An 18,448-nucleotide genomic window follows, 5' to 3' on the forward strand; every position below is an offset into this window, starting at 1 on the left:
TCCCCTATTCGATGATATTCTCTAATCCATAAACAAAATCATTCATCTTCATGACAGTGTCTACTGCCAATTTCACTCCCGACATAAACGAGCTGCGGTTATAGGAGTCATGGCGGATGGTAAGCGTTTGTCCATCAGCACCGAACAGAACCTGCTGGTGGGCAATCAAACCAGGCAGCCTCACCGAATGGATATGCATCCCTTCATAATCTGCACCTCGGGCTCCCTGCAGGGTTTCTTTTTCGTCCTGATGTCCCTGTTTTTTCGCTTCCCTGACATCGGAAATCATCTGTGCAGTTTTCATTGCCGTACCGGACGGAGCATCAAGCTTCTGATCGTGATGGAGCTCTATGATCTCCACATCATTGAAATACTTTGCGGCCATCTGTGAAAATTTCATCATCAATACTGCTCCAACAGCAAAGTTTGGTGCGATGATACAGCCTGTTTCCTGTTCTGCACAAAGCTGCTCAAGTTCTGCCAGGTCCTCATCAGAAAAACCGGTTGTTCCGACTACAGGCCGCACTTTGTACTTCAAGGCCGTTTTCGTATGGAACTTCCCTACTTCCGGGGTTGTTAAATCAATCAAAACATCTGGTTCAACTTCCTGTAGGCATCTCTCAAAATCGGTATAGACTAGAGCGTTGCTGGTTGGAAATCCATCGAGTTCCCCGACTTTCATTCCTTCAAATTTACGGTCGACGACGGCTGCCAGTTCATATGCTTCTGTGCCAAGAACGAGATTAACGGCCTCTTTCCCCATCCTTCCCCTTGGACCCGCAATGACAATTTTAACTTTTTCCAATATAATCCCTCTCCTTTAGCTGTCTTTCCTTGTCCAGCGATCTTTGTCCCTTGTATTGAATTTTTCCATCACCCTGTCATGTGCTGCTTCAAGGTCTATATTCAGCGAGTTGGCAAAGCAAATCATTACGAACAACATGTCTCCCAACTCTTCTTCAATTGTTTTTTCCTCTTCATCTTTTTTCTTCGGTTTTTCTCCATAGTAATGGTTTACTTCCCGGGCCAGCTCGCCAAGTTCCTCAGTCATCCTTGCCGTCAATGCAAGCGGACTGAAATACCCTTCTTTAAACTGGCTTATATAAGCGTCAACTTCCTGCTGGAGTTCTTTCATTGTCTTGTTACTCAAGAAACTCACCCAACCTTTTTATGTATGCTTTTCTATATCGATGTTAGCTTAACGGCGAAGCTTTGACAAATATTTTTATTTCGAGTTAATTTTTTCGAACCAATCGGAAATTAACCGTTAAACTGCTTTTGAAAAAACTGCGCATTGCTTTCTCTTACAATCAAACTTTTACCAGAAGAGAATTCACCCTTAAATATGTGGCAAACATCGAAAATTCCGACTCTTAATACCCCTCCTGTAAAAGATTGCCCTTGCTTGCTATATTTTATATAATATAAGCGCTTTAGCAGGAGATTTTATTCCTGCTGTCACTAGGAGGGAATTCATTTGCTTAATGGCCTGAAAATTAAAAACATCCTGTTCATTCTGCTTGGTGCCGCTATTTTCTCGTTCGGCCTTGTTCATTTCAATATGCAGAACAATCTTGCAGAAGGGGGTTTTACAGGGATTACACTCTTGCTGTATTTTGTGTTCGGCTGGTCCCCTTCCATCACGAACCTGCTGCTGAACTTGCCGCTGTTCTTCATCGGCTGGAAGCTTCTTGGACGGAATGTTTTCATATACACGATTATCGGGACTGTAGGAGTATCGATATTTCTGGGGATATTCCAAAAATATCAAATCGAGATGCCCTTATATGAAGATCTATTTTTAGCAGCCCTGTTTGCAGGTGTCTTCATCGGCATCGGCCTTGGAATCATTTTCCGTTATGGGGGAACCACTGGCGGAGTTGATATAATCGCAAGGCTTGCACAGAAATACTTCGGCTGGACCATGGGACGGACGATGTTCATGTTCGACTTCGGCGTCATTACCCTGTCACTGATTACATACTTAAACTACCGCGAAGCGATGTATACTCTTGTCGTCGTATTTGTGGGAGCCAGGGTGATCGATTTCATGCAGGAAGGTGCGTACGCTGCAAGAGGTGCGATGATCATTTCTGATAAAAATGAAGACATCGCTGCGAAAATCATGAAAGAAATGGACAGGGGAGTCACCAGCTTAAAAGCAGTAGGTTCCTATACGAAAGCGGAAAGGGATGTCCTATACTGCGTTGTCGCTAAAAACGAAATTGTCCGTTTGAAGAATGTGATAAACTCGGTGGACCCACATGCATTCGTTTCCGTTACTGTCGTGCATGACGTCCTCGGTGAAGGATTTACACTTGATGAAAACAAACTGCCGTTGGAGAGATAAAAAGCGCAAGCGCCTTGGTCAGCCCCGACAAGCGTTGGAGGGCCGCCCAGTGAAGTCGTTCTTTTGACTTCATTGGGCGGACCGAATTCGAAAAGCGGAGGCGACTGCCCAACTCCGACAAGCGCTGGAGCTGGACTATTCTCAAAGTCAATATTATACTTTCTTATCTCATAAAAAAAATCCGGACATGTCCGGATTTTTTTTTAGTCTTCACTTGTCATCCCAGTGTATATCATCACCAGACGCAACAGTTCCAGAACCGCTACAGCTGCGGCTGCTACATAAGTCAAAGCTGCTGCATTCAGGACTTTCTTTGTTTCTCTTTCTTCATCATTGCGGATGATCCCAGCAGAAACCACTTGATCCATCGCACGGTTGGATGCATTGAATTCAACCGGTAATGTAATAATCTGGAATACAACAGCGGCTGCCATGAAAAGAATTCCAAGCAGAAGCATTCCGCTTAAGTTCGCAAAAATTCCAATTAGAATCAGGATCCACGAGAAGTTAGAACCAAGACTTGCCACTGGAACGAGCGCATGGCGGAACCGAAGGAATGAGTAATCCTCGGCATCCTGGATAGCATGGCCTACCTCATGGGCAGCAATTGCGGCTGCTGCAACGGAATGGCCAAAAAAATTGTTTGATGATAAGCGGACAACTTTGGAGCGGGGATCATAATGGTCACTTAAATAACCCCTGGTTTCCTCCACACCTACATTGTACAACCCATTATCATCCAGAATTTTACGTGCGACTTCAGCTCCAGTCATATGGGATGAAGAAGCTACTTGCGAGTATTTTTTATATGCGCTTTTCACCTTGAATTGAGCCCATAGCGGGATCAGGATGATGATCGCGAAATAAATCAGGTACATCTGTTACCTCCTCTTACAACTCTAGCTGTTTACACCATTTTATTAATACTTATATGGGCTGTCAATTTTTTCGTTCTTTTTGGACATCCCTTGTTTTCTCATTGTTGCCTTTATATTTTCTCCAGCCGACATAAGACAATGTAAGGATGATGATGCTGCCAGTCGAAATCATCACCCACCAAAGTGAGGGGTCTGCTTCATCTTCGGTCATATCATCAAAGATATTTTGCAAATCGGATTCAAGTGCCTCCAGTTCTTCCCTGCTTGAAGCTTCTTGAAGGACTTGCGGCCGGTACTGGTCAATAAAGCTTACTTTAGCATCGACCTTTTGGATTGTTTCAGGGTTGATATCTATTTTCATGCTTGGCTGGATGACATTATACAGCGCAAGGAACGAATCCAGGTTACTCTGGAATTGGTCGTTGTCCCCTTCATAGACAGCAGTTTTCATATTATTGAAAACCGTCATGATCGGGTCTTCCATCTCAGCCCATAAAGGTTGGTGAGTAGACGCAATCGCATCAATCACCAGCCGGAATTTGGTTACCCTGTTCATCCTCTCAGCATGTCCAAGATCGCCATTGGCTACTGCCTCCGACGCCTCATCATGCGCGACGGTAATGATGCGCAACTCATCCATGCTGAACGGACGGCCATTCCCGGTCACCAGCAAAAACTCTTCTGAAAAATGCTCCAGCAGCCGGTTCGCATCTTCATAACGATGAAGCTTGACCATCTGCAATGCCTCGTCCGATATCTTGTCCAGTTCTTCTACAGGCGACTTTGGTTCGGCATATGCTGCGAACGGCGCAAACATGATGAGCACCGAAAATAATAAGATAAATTTTGCTTTCATTCCTGTCCCCCCTCTAAATACTATTAAAATGTATGAAGGGGTGGACAAGGTTAGACCAAAATTCAGGGGTTATCTTGATCTTTTTAGCGAAAGGGAGAGGCGGTCAGGACGCAGTCCGAAATAATAGCCAACAGCAATCGAGAAAATGCTTAGCCAGAAAGTAAAGTATCCGATCTGGTCCATATATAAATCAAGCGTATGGTACCTTGGCATCATCCCGAAAACATAATCGATGATCTCATTATGCAGGACGACCACAGCAGCAACAATCAAATGCCATGCTTTCATCCTATAGAAAGGAGCATACAGGACTCCTTCCACTGCCATGGCAAAATGGGATGCCATCAGCATCAGTCCGATCCAATCCAGCTGTCCGGAGACGAAGTAGACCATTAGATTCATGACAACTGCCCACAGGCCATATTTGACAAGGCTTACGATCGCCAATGCTTCCATCAGCGGCCAATTCCGTCCCATCAAAAATGCGCCCAACACGAACACAAAGAATAAGCTGGCTGTTGGACTATCAGGCACAAAAAGCAAAAAGCGCGGCGGCGTATCGACCAGCTGCCATTTATACCAATAGTACCCGTAAGCGGTGCCAAGGACATTCACCCAAAATAACAGCCATAGTACGGTTCTGTTCGCAAGTAAAGGATATATATACTTTATCATCAATACTACTCCATTCACTTATTTTTCTATCACTATTATTACAGTTTATTGAAAATAAACCAAGTTCTTCAGGGTTGGTTGAAAATAAAAAAGAACCTGCAAATTACATTACAGGTTCTTTTCATGATTATTCGCTAAGGCTGTCGATGAACTCAGACAATGTCTTAAGTTCCTCGTCCGTTCCTTTGAAGACTGCAGGCATGTTTCCTCGTCCGTTCTTGGCAACATCTGCGATTTCTTCAGCGTTTAATTTTGTTTCGAGCAGGCTTGGTGCTGCTGCACCGCCGGCAAGCTCCCCGCCATGGCAGGAAGTACATGTCTGTGCCTGTGCAATCTGATATCCATCAGAGTTCTTATCGATTTCAACATCCACAATCATCCCTTGTTTCTCTGCAGCTTCCCAGTCATGGGTAGCGACTGATTCCCAAGTCAGGTAGAAAATCGAAGCGATTGCCAGAAGCATGAACCCTGTAGCAAATGGACGCTTTGATGGTCGGCGCTCTGGGCCGCGGTCAATAAATGGCGCCAGAAGTAACGCACCGAATGCTAGTCCAGGGATTACCATAGCTCCGATTACAGTATATGGACCTGAAGCATAAGAATATTTCAGCAATTGATATAAGAATAAGAAATACCAGTCTGGCAATGGAATATATCCCGTATCTGTAGGATCGGCAATCCTTTCCAGCGGAGACGGGTGAGCAATGGTCAAGCTCAAGTATCCGATTAAGAAAACAGCACCAACCATCCATTCTTTCAATAGGAAGTTAGGCCAAAACGCTTCCGTTTTGCCAGGGTATTCCGAGTAATCTTTCGGAATATTAGGCTTGCGTTCTGCAGGGACACGTGAGTCTCCTACGAACTTCATACCTTTACCACGATGCATCGAGCGATCCCCTCCTTTTTCCGTATCGTTTAACGAATCTCAATTCGTACAACGTTTTCATTCAAATTTTACAATGGACCAGAAATACCTTGTTTACGAATCATCAGGAAGTGCGCTCCCATTAAGCCTAATAAAGCAGCAGGCAGGAAGAATACGTGAATCGCGAAGAAACGTGTCAAGGTTTGGGCACCAACGATTGTTGAATGTCCGGACAGCAGTGTCTTAATGTATGGCCCAATCAATGGGACAGCTTCTGCAATCTGCAATGTAACCTTTGTAGCGAATAATGCTTTCATATCCCATGGAAGCAGGTATCCAGTCAAGCCAAGAGCCAACATTACGAAGAAAATCAGAACTCCAACAACCCAGTTCAATTCACGAGGTTTCTTATAAGCGCCCTGGAAGAACACGCGAAGCGTATGTAAGAACATCATGACGATGACAAGACTCGCACCCCAGTGATGCATTCCGCGGACAATTTGTCCAAACGCTACTTGATTTTGAAGATAGTAAACAGATTCCCAGGCATTCTTGATGTCCGGAACATAATACATTGTCAGGAACATACCGGAAAGAATCTGGATGACTGTGATGAAAAACGTCAGACCTCCGAAGCAGTACACGAACGCAGAGAAATGATGCGCCGGGTTAACGTGCTCTGGTACCTCATGGTCTGCGATATCGCGCCACAAAGGCGTAATATCCAAACGCTCATCTACCCAATCGTAAATTTTGTTTAACAATGATTACGCCCCCTTTCGTGGTTCGGCTTTTCCTACATATAGGAATCCGTCTTTTTCTTTTGTCGGATACACATCCAATGGTGCCAACGGCGGTGTACCTTTGACGTTTGTGCCATCTTTTTCATAACGGCCATAGTGGCAAGGACAGAAGAACTGTTCAGGGTGCTCCTCATCAGTACCCCAGTCTACAACACAGCCAAGGTGCTTACAAACAGGAGACAGTGCAACGATTTTACCCTCTTCATTCTTAAATACCCATGCTGTTCCGGTTTCTTCGGATTCATACCACGCATCTTTTTGAGTGAATTTAAAGTTGACTTTTTGCGGTTCATTATTGATATCTGCGATCTTCAATGGAGTCGCGATAAAATCTCCCGCATCTTCACCCTTAAGTACAGGATCAACGGCAAAACGAACCATTGGCATCAGCATCCCTGCAGCCATGAAACCGCCTACACCTGTTAGAGTATAGTTTAAGAATTGACGTCTTGAAACACGATGCTTACTCACGTTATTCCCCCCTCTATTCCCAAGTTAAGTCCCCAACGGACATAATTTAAACACATTTTAAAACTAGGACATAACCATGATATATCAATCTCATTACAAAATCAATATAATACTATGTTGAAAACATTTTTCGCAGTGATAAAAATAACAAGGGGCTATTTTTCTTCCCATTTCTCAGTAAACAAACATAATAATTGCTTTACTTGATCCTCCACAATCGCTACTTTTTGCTGTTCATGCATCTGATCCAATGACAAGGAAGGGATCCATAGCACATTGCCCGAAAGATCTTTCTCACGCTGCCTCCAGCGGCTGTCACACGTGACATAAAAGATATGGCTGAACTGCTTGTCCAATAAAGTGTTTTCCCAATCCTTCAAACCATTAAGGCTTCCCTCAGCATCCTTTATGTACACAAAATCAGGCAATAGGAAGATTCTCCCTCGAAACTGCTTTTCCAGCTGAGATGTAAGGATTCCAGTGAACTCAGCCATCGAAGCATTTTGTTTCATGTCCTCTCCAAAAGAAACTGGCAAAAGCGGGACGATTGCCGTGTCAACGTACTCAGCAGCTTTTTGGTACATCTCAACATCTGCTGCCACCCATTTCATAACACCAACTCCATCTTTCAATTAGGCTTGAATCGCAAACATGTGATCTCCATCTTTTGCAATCAAAAACCCATTGTTTACATCCATTCTATAATATCATGATTAAAAACAGTTTTCGAATCGTATGCCGGTTTAATTATTTATCCGGTATAACCTTATGATTGTGGCTGAAATAGGGTGAGGGTTAGTCATTTCTGTAGAAGTCAATCCTACTTCAGACAATTTGACGGCCACTACCCGTAGTTTTGTCCGAAGTTGCCCCGGGTTCGGATAATATCTCGACTTCCGATCGCAACTTTGTCCGAAGTCACTCCCACTTCAGCCAATCCCCTTGCTTTTTAACGAGCTCTTACCCAAGGGTCACCCCCTTAATACTCAAAATGCCAATAACATTAAAAAACAGGCAAAATAAAAAGCCTGCTAATTTAAGCAAGCTATAAAGAATTGACTGCACCTAATTTTTTTAATTGCTCTGTAAGATGTTCGAAGGCTTCCTGGTCCTGGCTGTCCAGTGCCTGGTCAATCAGTGATAACAATTTGTCTTTCTGGAAATTGTGGATGCTTTCCTCCAGAAATCTTTCTGCCACCATTTTGTCGCTTTCGCTGATTTGGAGCTGCCCTGGCATAAACGGGTTTTCTTCCAGTACGGCCGCAAACTGATGGGCTTTGTTTGAAGCATGGAAATTCAGTTGGATGTAGATTTCTTCTTCCCTGTTCAAACGAATATCATGAAAAGACTTCTCAGCATCGGTCGTCATCACATTTTCCTTGAAGAACCGGAATGGCACCTCATCCACGCAATGTGTCGACATCACTAATCCTCTAGGGCAATGCTGGGCATTATCCACAAAGTGTACCTTTTCCATCAGCTGATCATGGCTCATCAAGTAGTTAAGGATCCAAACACATTCCCGCCTTTTCAGCTGATAATGGTTCAAAAACCAGCGGATAAAATCCTTTTTCTCGTTGACAGATACAGGGGTTGTCATTTTTGAATCCCTCCTCTGCATAACTCAAATTTTTTTCGGTTACTGATTTCCCGTCAAACGCTCCAGCATTTCACGGAATTCTTCATTGCCAGGTTCCTTTTCAACTAACATACTTAGAATTTCGGCGGCGTCGTCCATTTTTCCTTCTTCAATCAAAAAATATCCGTAGTCTGACAAAAATTCTTTGTTGTCTTTAAAGAAAGTATATGCTAGTTGGTATTTGTTTAATGCCTGTGAATAATCTTCAATATGCTGATATGCTATAGCTGCATCCCAAAGGATTTGCGGTTCCTCTTCTTCATTGTAATCCGCTGCACCGATCAGCTCCAGAACATCATCATACCGCTCCTGCTTCAACAGAAGTTTGTTCAGCACAAGAACTCCTTCCATGAATCCCGGGTCAAGTGCAATGGCCTCACGGATCATTTTCTCGGCAGATTCCTCATCCGGAAGCTTAAGGGCAAGCTTCCCGCCATAAAAGTATAGATCCTTGTTGTATTCATCCTGCTCAATGCCCTGTTTGACAGCTTCAAACGCTTCCTCTGCCATTTCTTCCCGTTCATAAGCTTTGGCAAGATAGAGATATAGTGAGTGATATTCCGGGTCAAGAGTCTTCAATTCCTCGAATTTTTCGATCGCTGTTTTATTATAGCCAGCCTGAAGTGCTGTAAAAGCATAACCGAATAAAGTATTGATTTCCAGCTTTTGTTCGAGGGCTATATCGTAAAAATGAAGCGCTTCTTCAAATGATCCTCCGGCGCTTAGCGTTTCAGCCAGCCTCTGGTTGATATTGGCCCCGCCGATTTCTTCATGTACTTTAAGGACCGTTTCGTAATATTGGATCGCTTCCGCAAGTTTTCCCTGATGAGCATATAATTCGCCCAAAGCAAAATCAATCACCGATTCATCCGGTAAAATTCTTTTAGCCTCTAGCAGTTTATTTTCGCTGACTTCATAGAGGCCTTCCATTTGGTATAAATCAGCCAATAGCAGGAGCGCTTGTGGAAAGGCTGGATCGTCTTTATCTACCTTTTCAAGAGAAAGCATAGCCTCTTCTTCTTTACCGAGTTCAATCCTGGTTTCGGCAAGCAGGACATGGAGTTCTCCCTCATCAGGGTAGTTTTTCAATAAACTTTCAATCAAAGCTTCCGTCTCTTCCATAAAACCAAAGCGGAATAGCTCCTCTGAAAGCAGGAATTTCTGTTCATCATTGCCTTGTTCAAGAATTTCCTTATAGGCAGACATAGCCTCATCAAGCTGCCCATTTTCAATGAGACTGGTTATTTCATTAACTGCGACCATTGCTATCATCCTATCCTTAAAATTAGGCACTGCAGGTTTTCATAACCCTCGACAGTACCCTAACTTTTTTCAGTAGTTATCAGTAAAAAATCCTGGTGTCTTAATTATAACATTCTCTCCCTTTCCTGGCCGATAATAAACCTCATCTCCTGCACGAATGACTTTTCCTTTGTCCACAGTCACCACTAAATGCCTGGACTGAAAAAATAATCCATGCTCATCACGATGTTTTGTTTCTGCAACAATATTATAGAGGTTATAGCTGACTTCCCCGCCACTGTGAAGGTTTGATTTTCCAGGAAAGATCCCCGTCTTTTTCAAGACCGAACTTGAAACAGGCAATCCATCCTTCAATTCATCCAATAATGCGGGAAGCTTCTCCTTTTTCATCAAATTGCTCCAAGCATTAAGCTGCTGCAGCTTCTCTTTTTTGTTTAGGCTTCCTGAAAAGAACGGGATGATTGGACAATTGTAGGGAAACAGCGCTTCCTTTATCCAACCCCACGGCATTTTCTCCAGGCTGCCCATCTCATTGATTTCGAGAAAAATAGCCGGGATCTTCAATCTTTTGCACTTGCGGATGAATTGCGGTTTCAACAGGCGTGGCGGAATGGAGATCCCAAGGACATAATCAATCGGACTGTCCAACAAATCACTTTTTGCCTGCTTCAGCTTTTCTTCAAGCTGCCGTTCAAATTGGACCCGTACAGGTGTAAATATGATAGTGCTTCCCTTCATGATAAAATTCTCAAGGTAATATTCCTTCCTGTCTTTAAAAGAACCCGCAAGAGGTAAATTCGAATCAAAGAGGACATGGGTAGGAGTCATGATATATTTGTCAGCATCCATCTTCATATGCTGATGCCGATTGAGTTTTGAGGTGGTCGTAATAATCCGCTCACCTTCAACCAGGATGCTAGTATTTATCAGGGCCTGTCCCTTCATGAGGTGGACGTTTTCAATAATGTATGCCATAAAACCACTCCTTTTTCGGTCTTATGACAAACTATGCTAAATCTCCGGGAATATAACGGCTTGTATTCCTTTTACCTTTAAAAATAAGGAGGGCCATCCATTTTGCATGATTGGCCCTCGCTCCTGCTATTAATATTATTCTTGCACTAAGCTATACAAGTCATCGAAAAAACCAGGGTAAGAAACGGCGACTGCCTCACTTTGTTCAAGGACGACGTCTTTTTTGCACAGGAGGGCAGCGATTGAGAGCATCATCCCGATTCGGTGATCACCGTGGGCAGAAACGGTATCGCCGAAAAGATCCTGTTGTCCGTAGACGATCATCCCATCCTCTGTTGCCTCGATATTCGCACCAAGCTTCCTTAATTCATTTACAACTGTATCTATCCTGTTTGTTTCCTTTACTTTCAATTCCCCTGCATCTTTTATTACCGTTTTGCCCTCAGCCTGTGTAGCAAGTAAAGCAATGACCGGAATTTCATCGATCAGACGCGGGATCAAGTTCCCTTCGATCGTTGTTGCATTCAGTTTCGAATATTTGATCGTTATATCTCCAGCTGGCTCAGCTGCATCTTGATCATATGGTTCAATGGTTATGTTTGCACCCATTGCTTCAAGGACATCAATTATACCTGTTCTTGTCGGGTTCAGTCCAACATTCTTAAGTACGATTTCACTCCCTGGAACGACAGCTCCTGCTACCAGGAAAAATGCTGCAGAGGAGATGTCACCAGGAATATTTATGTCTGCAGCCTTCAGCCCTTGGCCGCCGGCTACCTTTACTGCATCTCCTTCTCGTTCAACTTTGCCGCCAAACTGCTTGATCATTCGTTCCGTATGATCCCTTGTCTTCACTGGTTCGAGGACTACTGTGTCCCCTTCGGCCTGGAGCCCGGCAAGGAGAATTGCCGATTTGACCTGCGCGCTTGCAACTGGCAATTGATATGTAATTCCTGATAATTTTCCGCCTACTACGATCAGAGGTGTGAATTCACCACTATTCCTTCCATCTATCCTGGCGCCCATTTTTGACAAAGGACTGGTCACCCTTGTCATCGGTCTCCTAGCGATGGATTCATCCCCTTCCAGGCGGGATTCGAAAGGCAGTCCAGAAAGGATCCCCATCATCAGGCGGATGGTCGTTCCGGAATTGCCGACATAGAGGGTTTCTTCCGGTGGCTTCAAGCCATCGATCCCGTTGCCTTTAACGGTGACTTCGCTTCCATTCTGGATAATTTCGACTCCAAGTTTGCGAAAGCAGGAAATCGTACTCAAACAATCTTCTCCGGGAAGGAAGTTCTCGATGCGGGTAGTTCCTTCAGCAATGGACCCAAACATAACTGCCCTATGTGAAATCGATTTATCTCCAGGTACTTTAATTTCACCCATAAGGGAGGTTTTGTTTGTCTTAAGTGTTTTTGTGGACATATTTCTGCTCCTTCAGTTTACTCTGCAATAGACATCTCGTATTCCGTATGCTTACCGATGCATTTCTTTGCTTTTTCCCGATCTTCAGGTGTCTGAAAACTGATCACCAGCACTCCATATATATCTTCCCGGGTTTCAATGATCCTGATATTCGTGATGCTGATCCTCTCATTTGCCAGGTATCCGGTTACTTCGGAAATCACACCTGGATAATCAGGGACATCGACAAACAAGTCATAAAAGCTTGGAATCGCTCCCTTATTATTTACCGGAAGACCATCACGATATTTTTTCGCAGATTCAAAGAAGTTATAAATTTTCTCTTCATCCTTCGTGGATAATAACTCTTGTACCCGCTCCATCTCATCCTGCCAGTCACTCAACAAAGACACCAGGACATCGCGGTTTTGAAGCAAGATATCTCTCCACATCCTAGGGCTGCTGGAAGCAATCCTCGTGATATCCCTGAATCCACCCGCTGCAAGGCGGTTTACAAGTGGTCTTTCTTTGTCTGCCCGCGCTGCCTGGTGTACCAGCGAAGCAGCGATTATATGAGGAAAATGGCTGACCACACCTGTAAGGTAATCGTGTTCCTCAGGGGAAACATCCAGAAACCTTGCTCTAGTGCCTGAAAACCAGTCTTTTAAGCGATGAACTGTCTCATTATCGACATTGCTTGCAGGCGTGAGGAGATAAAAGGCATTTTCAAACAAAATTTTCCTAGCAGCGGCCACCCCGCTTTTGTGGGAACCTGCCATCGGATGGCCTCCTATGAAAGCAACACCTTTGCCGGAAAGAACGGAAGCCTTTTGGGAGATATACCCCTTAGTGCTTCCTGTGTCTGTAACAATGACTTCCTTTTTAAGGGACAAGGAAGCTAAAGATTCGATGATCCTCCCAGCAATCATGACCGGAGTGGCTATGATGATCAAATCTGCTTCGGTGGCCTCTTCTTCAATGCTTCCTGCTGGCCTGTCAATCACGCCAAGCATCTTGGCAAGATCCATCTGGTTCTGGTCCAGGTCGTAACCCACCAGTTCTGAATCTGGATGTTTTTCTTTAATGCACATTGCCAGAGAGCCGCCAATCAATCCAAGGCCAATGATCAATACGCGGCCTTCCATAAATCCCACATCCTTATTTAGATATTGCAGTGTCGACATTCAGAAATTCTTTGATAACCCGGATCACGCCATCATTTTGTTCCTTCGAACCGACTGTGACCCTAATACATGTAGGGAATCCAAGAGCTGTCCCTGAACGGACAATATAACCTCTTTCCAGCAGGAACTGAAACACTTCCTGGCCATTCCTGTTTAAATCAATCAAAATGAAATTCCCTTCAGAAGGATAATATTTCAATCCGGCATGATCACAAAAATCGTAAAACTGCTGTAATCCCGCTCTGTTCTCTCTCCTGCATTCATCGATGAATGCCTGGTCACTCAGTGCAGCGATCGCGGCTGCCTGTGCCAGCGAGTTGACATTGAACGGTTCCCTGACCGGCTCTAATGCCCTGATGGTATCTTCATGGGCAATGCCATATCCTACACGAAAACTGGCCAAGCCATAGATTTTTGAGAATGTCCTTAAAATGATCAAGTTTTTATATTGCTGCAATAGACGCATTGAATCGTGATAATTCTCAGCAGTCACATATTCAAAGTAGGCTTCATCAAGCACGACCAGCACATCGTCAGGAATCCTGGCCATGAATGCGGTCAGCTCTTCTTCTGTTATATGGATCCCTGTCGGATTGTTCGGTGAGCATAGCCAAACAACGGATGTCCGTTCGTCAATAGCTGCGGCCATCCCCTCCAGATCATGCGCACCGTTCACCAATAGGATCTCTGTGATTCCACAGCCTTCAATAATTCCGTTGTGTTTATACTGGGGAAATGTTGGAGCAGCCATCACTGTATTTGTTTGTGGTGAAAGTAGGCCCCTGGCAATCATCTGGATGATTTCATCAGAACCATTGCCAAGGATAATCTGTCCCTCGCTAACACCTAAATGCTCTGCAAGACTTGTACGGAGCTCGGAAGCATAACCATCCGGATAAACCGAAAATTTTCCTGGATAGCCTGCGATTTCTTCCCTTACCTTTTCTGAAGATCCAAATGGATTCTCGTTTGATGCGAGTTTCACGATATCTGATAAACCGTATTGCCTCTTCACTTCCCCGGTCGATTTGCCTGGCTGGTACGGTTTAAGCTTTAAAAGCTGCTCTTTCCATCTCATCTTATCCACCTCATCTGTCCATTTCTTTAATACTCTATCTAATTAAAGTGATAAAGAGTATGTGTATATCATACACTGTCTGGCGCTCCAGAAAAAGTATGAATTTATAAATCCGGCCTCAGTCCAGCAGCTCCCTCTAGATAAATATGCCTGATTTCATCCTGTTTTTTCTCAGTATTGAAATGAATCATCACCCTGATGCACATTGGAAGCGAGCCGGTGACGGCCAACTCTTTCATGCACATGATCGGCACAAGGGTCCAGCCGTCCAGATTCCTTAATGCCTTTGCCGGAAAAGCGGCATCGACATCATCAGTGACAGAGATGAATATTGAGGCAACATCATCCGGAGCAATTTCGTTGGAGGCGATCATTTCTTTTAAAAGCCTTTCAGCTCCAAGAATAATTTCACTCTCCTCATTGCTGGTTACCGTGATGGCCCCCCTAATTCCCCTAATCATCAAGCCCAACCTCCTTTTCGAATATCTCAAGATATGTCATCAATGTTTTTTCATCTATTTCAATAAGTGCAGGTTTTCCGACCTTTTCCAAAAGAACGTAATGAATGGTTCCGCCCACAGATTTTTTATCCTGTTTCATTCTCTGGATCAACCGCTCTCTTTCGAGTCCCTTCGGAATCGACGTTTTATATCCAAGCTTTTTTAGCCAAAGCTTTAATTCAACAATATTAAATTCAAGCCCCAGCAAATCCATGCTTAAACCGATGGCAAATAGCATGCCGATCGCCACAGCCTCACCATGTGTGACCTTGCCATACCCAGCTTCGGCTTCGATTGCATGGCCAAGCGTATGTCCAAAATTCAAAAAGGCGCGAATCCCCTTCTCCTTTTCATCTTCGGCAACAAATGTACCTTTAATGGAAATACCTTTTGTCAGGAATTCAAGCATCTGGTAATCGGTTATTGCATCCAGGGAGTGGATTTCTTCCTTTAACCATCTATAAAAATTCTCATCCCTAATCAGAGAATGCTTGATCACTTCTGCAAAACCGGAACGGACTTCATGTGCAGGAAGTGTTTTCAGGAAGTCGAGATCATAAATCACAGCTTCTGGCTGATGGAATGCTCCGATCATATTCTTCCCTAATGGGTGGTTAACCGCTACTTTTCCACCTACCGCACTGTCATGGGCAAGGATTGTGGTCGGGGCCTGGATGAAACGAATTCCCCGCATATAGGTAGCGGCAACAAATCCGGCTAGATCACCTACGGCTCCTCCTCCAAAGGAAATGATCAGCGACTTCCTGTCGAGTTTATTTTCAAGGGCATATGAAAGACAATCATAATAAACCTCAAACGTTTTTGCTTTCTCACCTGAAGGCACTGTTTTTACTATAAACTCATCCAGTCCCGATGTTTCACGAAAAGAAACCAGATGGTGTTCCGCTACTGTTTCATCGGTTATCATCATGATCGATGTAAAGCCGTCAGCTGCGTTCTGGATGAAATCGTTCAAGAGATGAATCGCACCGCTCCCGATGTAGACGGGATATGAATTTGTGCCAGTTACGATTTTCACCTGCTGCATCAGAAATCCCTCGCTGTCCTTCTTTGTTCTTCGATGGTGGCCTTCAGCGTGTCAAAACGGTCTGCGTAGAATTGCTCAACCAGGGCAGATGCAAGCTCCCACGCAACCACATTTTCTGCTACGACTGCAGCTGCCGGTACCGCACAGGCATCCGATCTTTCAATACTCGCTGCAAAAGGCTCTTTGGAATCGATATCAACACTCATCAATGGCTTGTATAGCGTCGGGATCGGTTTCATCACACCACGGACAACGATTGGCATACCTGTCGTCATTCCGCCTTCAAAACCTCCAAGCCGGTTCGTCTTCCTGTAATAGCCACGCTCTTCTTCCCAGGCAATTTCATCATGTACCTGGCTTCCGGGCTTCCGGGCTGCTTCAAAGCCAATACCGATTTCGACTCCTTTAAAAGCATTGATGCTCATGATTGCCCCAGCAAGCTTGCCGTCCAGCTTTCTGTCGTAATGAACATAGCTGCCCACTCCTGACGGCATTCCTTCAGCAATGACTTCCACGACACCGCCTATGGAATCGCCGTTTTTCTTCGCTTCATCAATTGCAGCCATCATGTCCTTTGCAGCTTCGGGGTCGAAACAGCGAACAGGTGATTCTTCCGTTACTTCCCTAAGTTCCGCCAGCGAGGAAAAGTCCTGCTTCATCGCCTTCACCCCGCCGATTTCAACCACATGTGCAACCAATTCGATGCCTAAGAGAGACAGCAATTTCTTAGCCGCTGCACCCGCTGCGACCCTAACCGTCGTTTCCCTTGCGGAAGAACGTTCAAGCACATTCCTCATGTCGCGATGCCCATACTTGATTGCACCATTTAAATCGGCATGCCCTGGACGCGGTCTAGAAATCTTCCTCTTCACTTCTTCGGATGATTGATCATCCAACGGTTCCTGACCCATGATGCCGGTCCAATGCTTCCAGTCGTTATTCTCAACCACGAGCGCAATAGGCGAGCCTAGAGTTTGCCCATGCCTGATTCCCGCAGTGATCTGGACCTGGTCTTTTTCAATCTGCATCCTTCTGCCGCGGCCATAACCCTTTTGCCTGCGTGCAAGCTCATTGTTTATATCCTCTGCAACCAGCGGCATTCCTGCTGGCATTCCTTCAATTATCGTCGTTAGCTGCGGTCCATGTGATTCACCCGCTGTTAAATATCTCATACACTTTCCCCCTTCAACTCGCTAAAGGATTTGTTTTACTATATCACACAGTATCCAATAAATAAATTAAAAATTTCGAAATATGTATGATTCGTTTAAAGAATGAAGCCATTTTATCATGAACCCTGCAGTCTCGCAAAAAAACCAGCATGTATGACTATTGTTTGCATTCTTCAGGTGTTTTTATTTTGGAAAATAGCAAAAGGAGCACGGTTAACCGGCTCCTCCTATTATTTCTTCCTGTAAAAGAAAGTCTCTGCAGTCTCAAAATCATATGTACCAGGGTTAAAAATCTGTTCCGTGCTGCCTACAAATAAAATACCACCCTGCTTTAATGCTGAGCTGAACTTATGGTAGATGCTTTCCTTTGCCTCTTCGGTAAAATAAATGAGGACATTCCGGCAGACAATTAAATCGAACGGACCGCTAAAACGGTCGGCGAGCAAGTTTTGTTTTTTAAAGGTAACCGTCCTTTTGATCTCATCAGCAACTGTATAATATGGTCCTTCCTTCTTGAAAAACTTGTTAACCATATCCTTTGGTGCTTCATTTAGCGCCCTTTCTGAATAGACACCAAGCCTGGCCTTTGCCAACACATTATCGTCGATATCCGTTGCCAGTAACTGAATCTTCGACAGCGGAATATGCTTAGAAAGCATCATCGATAGAGTATACGGCTCTTCTCCAGTCGAGCAGGCGGCACTCCAGATTTTCGGATTGGGATTTTTCCTCAACAACTCAGGAAGGATCGTCTGATCCAGCACATCCCACCTTTTTGCATTTCTGAAAAACTCGGAAACATTGATGGTCATCCGATCAAGAAACTCATTCAATAGCTGCTGGTCCCTGTCGAGAGCCTGATAAAATTCCTGGAAAGATGCATAGCCTTTCTTTTGATAGAGGGAAGTCAGCCTTCTCTTCATCTGGGCTTCTTTATATAGAGAGAGGTTTATACCTGTCTTCTGATAGATTTTGGATGTGAACATTTCATAGTCTTGCTGCATCAGTTTGCTCCTTATCAATACTAGAAAAATCTGGACAATCTCATTATAGCGAAAAATATCAGGTTGCGTGCACTATTTTTTTGATATTCGTGCGTGCATAGATTCCTTTTCTTATATAACCCTGACGCGAAATGTTTTGATGACCTATATATGCAGGTTTGAGGACTAGTGGTGCTTATTGGTGAAACGGGATCCTTGTTTTTGGAGAATCAGTGCTCCAAGGTTGAGTATTGGGTAACTGGATTCCCAGTTTGTGGAGAATCAGTGCTCCAATCAGGCT

General features: G+C 44.3%; 20 protein-coding genes. 1 reads left to right on the forward strand and 19 read right to left on the reverse strand.

The window, feature by feature from the left end; translation table 11 throughout:
* Positions 1-4 precede the first annotated feature (4 nt).
* Positions 5-805 (reverse strand): 4-hydroxy-tetrahydrodipicolinate reductase, encoded by an 801-nt coding sequence (dapB, locus tag ACNAZ4_RS20320; RefSeq protein WP_415817544.1) that lies wholly within the window; start codon positions 803-805, stop codon positions 5-7.
* Positions 806-820: 15 nt separating this feature from the next.
* Positions 821-1,150: a nucleotide pyrophosphohydrolase gene (locus ACNAZ4_RS20325; protein WP_415817546.1), complete on the reverse strand. Its 330-nt coding sequence runs from the start codon at positions 1,148-1,150 to the stop codon at positions 821-823.
* Positions 1,151-1,477: 327 nt separating this feature from the next.
* Here ACNAZ4_RS20325 and ACNAZ4_RS20330 point away from each other — a divergent pair, with 327 nt between their 5' ends.
* A complete protein-coding gene (locus tag ACNAZ4_RS20330) occupies positions 1,478-2,350 on the forward strand; it encodes a YitT family protein (RefSeq protein ID WP_415817548.1) in 873 nt (290 codons plus the stop codon).
* A gap of 203 nt (positions 2,351-2,553) precedes the next feature.
* On the opposite strand, the gene ACNAZ4_RS20335 is transcribed toward ACNAZ4_RS20330, so the two are convergent.
* From ACNAZ4_RS20335 to ACNAZ4_RS20415, 17 genes are all read right to left on the reverse strand, one after another.
* Positions 2,554-3,228, reverse strand: coding sequence for a zinc metallopeptidase (locus tag ACNAZ4_RS20335; protein ID WP_415817551.1), 675 nt, complete (start codon positions 3,226-3,228; stop codon positions 2,554-2,556).
* Positions 3,229-3,289: 61 nt separating this feature from the next.
* Positions 3,290-4,084, reverse strand: a complete 795-nt coding sequence (gene ypjB / locus ACNAZ4_RS20340; protein WP_415817553.1) for a sporulation protein YpjB — start codon at positions 4,082-4,084, stop codon at positions 3,290-3,292.
* Between the two features lie 69 nt (positions 4,085-4,153).
* Positions 4,154-4,756, reverse strand: coding sequence for a lipoprotein heptaprenylglyceryl N-acetyltransferase LhaT (lhaT, locus tag ACNAZ4_RS20345; protein WP_415817667.1), 603 nt, complete (start codon positions 4,754-4,756; stop codon positions 4,154-4,156).
* Positions 4,757-4,886: 130 nt separating this feature from the next.
* Positions 4,887-5,645: a menaquinol-cytochrome c reductase cytochrome b/c subunit gene (locus ACNAZ4_RS20350; RefSeq protein ID WP_415817555.1), complete on the reverse strand. Its 759-nt coding sequence runs from the start codon at positions 5,643-5,645 to the stop codon at positions 4,887-4,889.
* Between the two features lie 68 nt (positions 5,646-5,713).
* On the reverse strand, positions 5,714-6,388 hold the full coding sequence (gene qcrB / locus ACNAZ4_RS20355) for a menaquinol-cytochrome c reductase cytochrome b subunit (RefSeq protein WP_023627553.1): 675 nt from the start codon (positions 6,386-6,388) through the stop codon (positions 5,714-5,716).
* Between the two features lie 3 nt (positions 6,389-6,391).
* Positions 6,392-6,898: a QcrA and Rieske domain-containing protein gene (locus tag ACNAZ4_RS20360; protein ID WP_462937938.1), complete on the reverse strand. Its 507-nt coding sequence runs from the start codon at positions 6,896-6,898 to the stop codon at positions 6,392-6,394.
* A 155-nt stretch (positions 6,899-7,053) separates the two neighbouring features.
* Positions 7,054-7,509 carry a YpiF family protein gene (locus ACNAZ4_RS20365; protein ID WP_415817557.1) on the reverse strand — a complete coding sequence of 152 codons (456 nt, stop codon included), beginning with the start codon at positions 7,507-7,509 and terminating at the stop codon, positions 7,054-7,056.
* Between the two features lie 434 nt (positions 7,510-7,943).
* Positions 7,944-8,498 (reverse strand): ReoY family proteolytic degradation factor, encoded by a 555-nt coding sequence (locus ACNAZ4_RS20370; protein WP_415817559.1) that lies wholly within the window; start codon positions 8,496-8,498, stop codon positions 7,944-7,946.
* 39 nt (positions 8,499-8,537) lie between these two features.
* Entirely contained in the window at positions 8,538-9,800 is a 1,263-nt protein-coding gene (locus tag ACNAZ4_RS20375) for a tetratricopeptide repeat protein (RefSeq protein ID WP_415817561.1), read from the reverse strand.
* 69 nt (positions 9,801-9,869) lie between these two features.
* Positions 9,870-10,775 carry a hypothetical protein gene (locus ACNAZ4_RS20380; RefSeq protein ID WP_415817563.1) on the reverse strand — a complete coding sequence of 302 codons (906 nt, stop codon included), beginning with the start codon at positions 10,773-10,775 and terminating at the stop codon, positions 9,870-9,872.
* 135 nt (positions 10,776-10,910) lie between these two features.
* Positions 10,911-12,203, reverse strand: a complete 1,293-nt coding sequence (gene aroA, locus ACNAZ4_RS20385; protein ID WP_415817565.1) for a 3-phosphoshikimate 1-carboxyvinyltransferase — start codon at positions 12,201-12,203, stop codon at positions 10,911-10,913.
* Positions 12,204-12,220: 17 nt separating this feature from the next.
* Positions 12,221-13,327, reverse strand: coding sequence for a prephenate dehydrogenase (locus ACNAZ4_RS20390; RefSeq protein ID WP_415817567.1), 1,107 nt, complete (start codon positions 13,325-13,327; stop codon positions 12,221-12,223).
* Between the two features lie 13 nt (positions 13,328-13,340).
* The gene (gene hisC / locus ACNAZ4_RS20395; protein ID WP_415817569.1) at positions 13,341-14,444 is read right to left on the reverse strand and encodes a histidinol-phosphate transaminase; all 1,104 of its coding nucleotides are present in this window, start codon (positions 14,442-14,444) and stop codon (positions 13,341-13,343) included.
* A 104-nt stretch (positions 14,445-14,548) separates the two neighbouring features.
* The gene (gene aroH / locus ACNAZ4_RS20400; protein ID WP_415817571.1) at positions 14,549-14,905 is read right to left on the reverse strand and encodes a chorismate mutase; all 357 of its coding nucleotides are present in this window, start codon (positions 14,903-14,905) and stop codon (positions 14,549-14,551) included.
* A complete protein-coding gene (gene aroB / locus ACNAZ4_RS20405; RefSeq protein ID WP_415817573.1) occupies positions 14,898-15,992 on the reverse strand; it encodes a 3-dehydroquinate synthase in 1,095 nt (364 codons plus the stop codon). The genes aroH and aroB overlap by 8 nt, the downstream gene beginning before the upstream one ends.
* Positions 15,992-17,164, reverse strand: a complete 1,173-nt coding sequence (gene aroC / locus ACNAZ4_RS20410; protein ID WP_415817575.1) for a chorismate synthase — start codon at positions 17,162-17,164, stop codon at positions 15,992-15,994. Before aroC ends, aroB begins: the two co-directional genes overlap by 1 nt.
* 230 nt (positions 17,165-17,394) lie before the next feature.
* Positions 17,395-18,168, reverse strand: coding sequence for a CheR family methyltransferase (locus tag ACNAZ4_RS20415; RefSeq protein ID WP_415817577.1), 774 nt, complete (start codon positions 18,166-18,168; stop codon positions 17,395-17,397).
* Positions 18,169-18,448: the final 280 nt, after the last annotated feature.

It is taken from the genome of Mesobacillus thioparans, from assembly GCF_965138835.1.
In the GTDB taxonomy this organism is placed as follows: Bacteria; Bacillota; Bacilli; order Bacillales; family Cytobacillaceae; genus Mesobacillus; species Mesobacillus thioparans.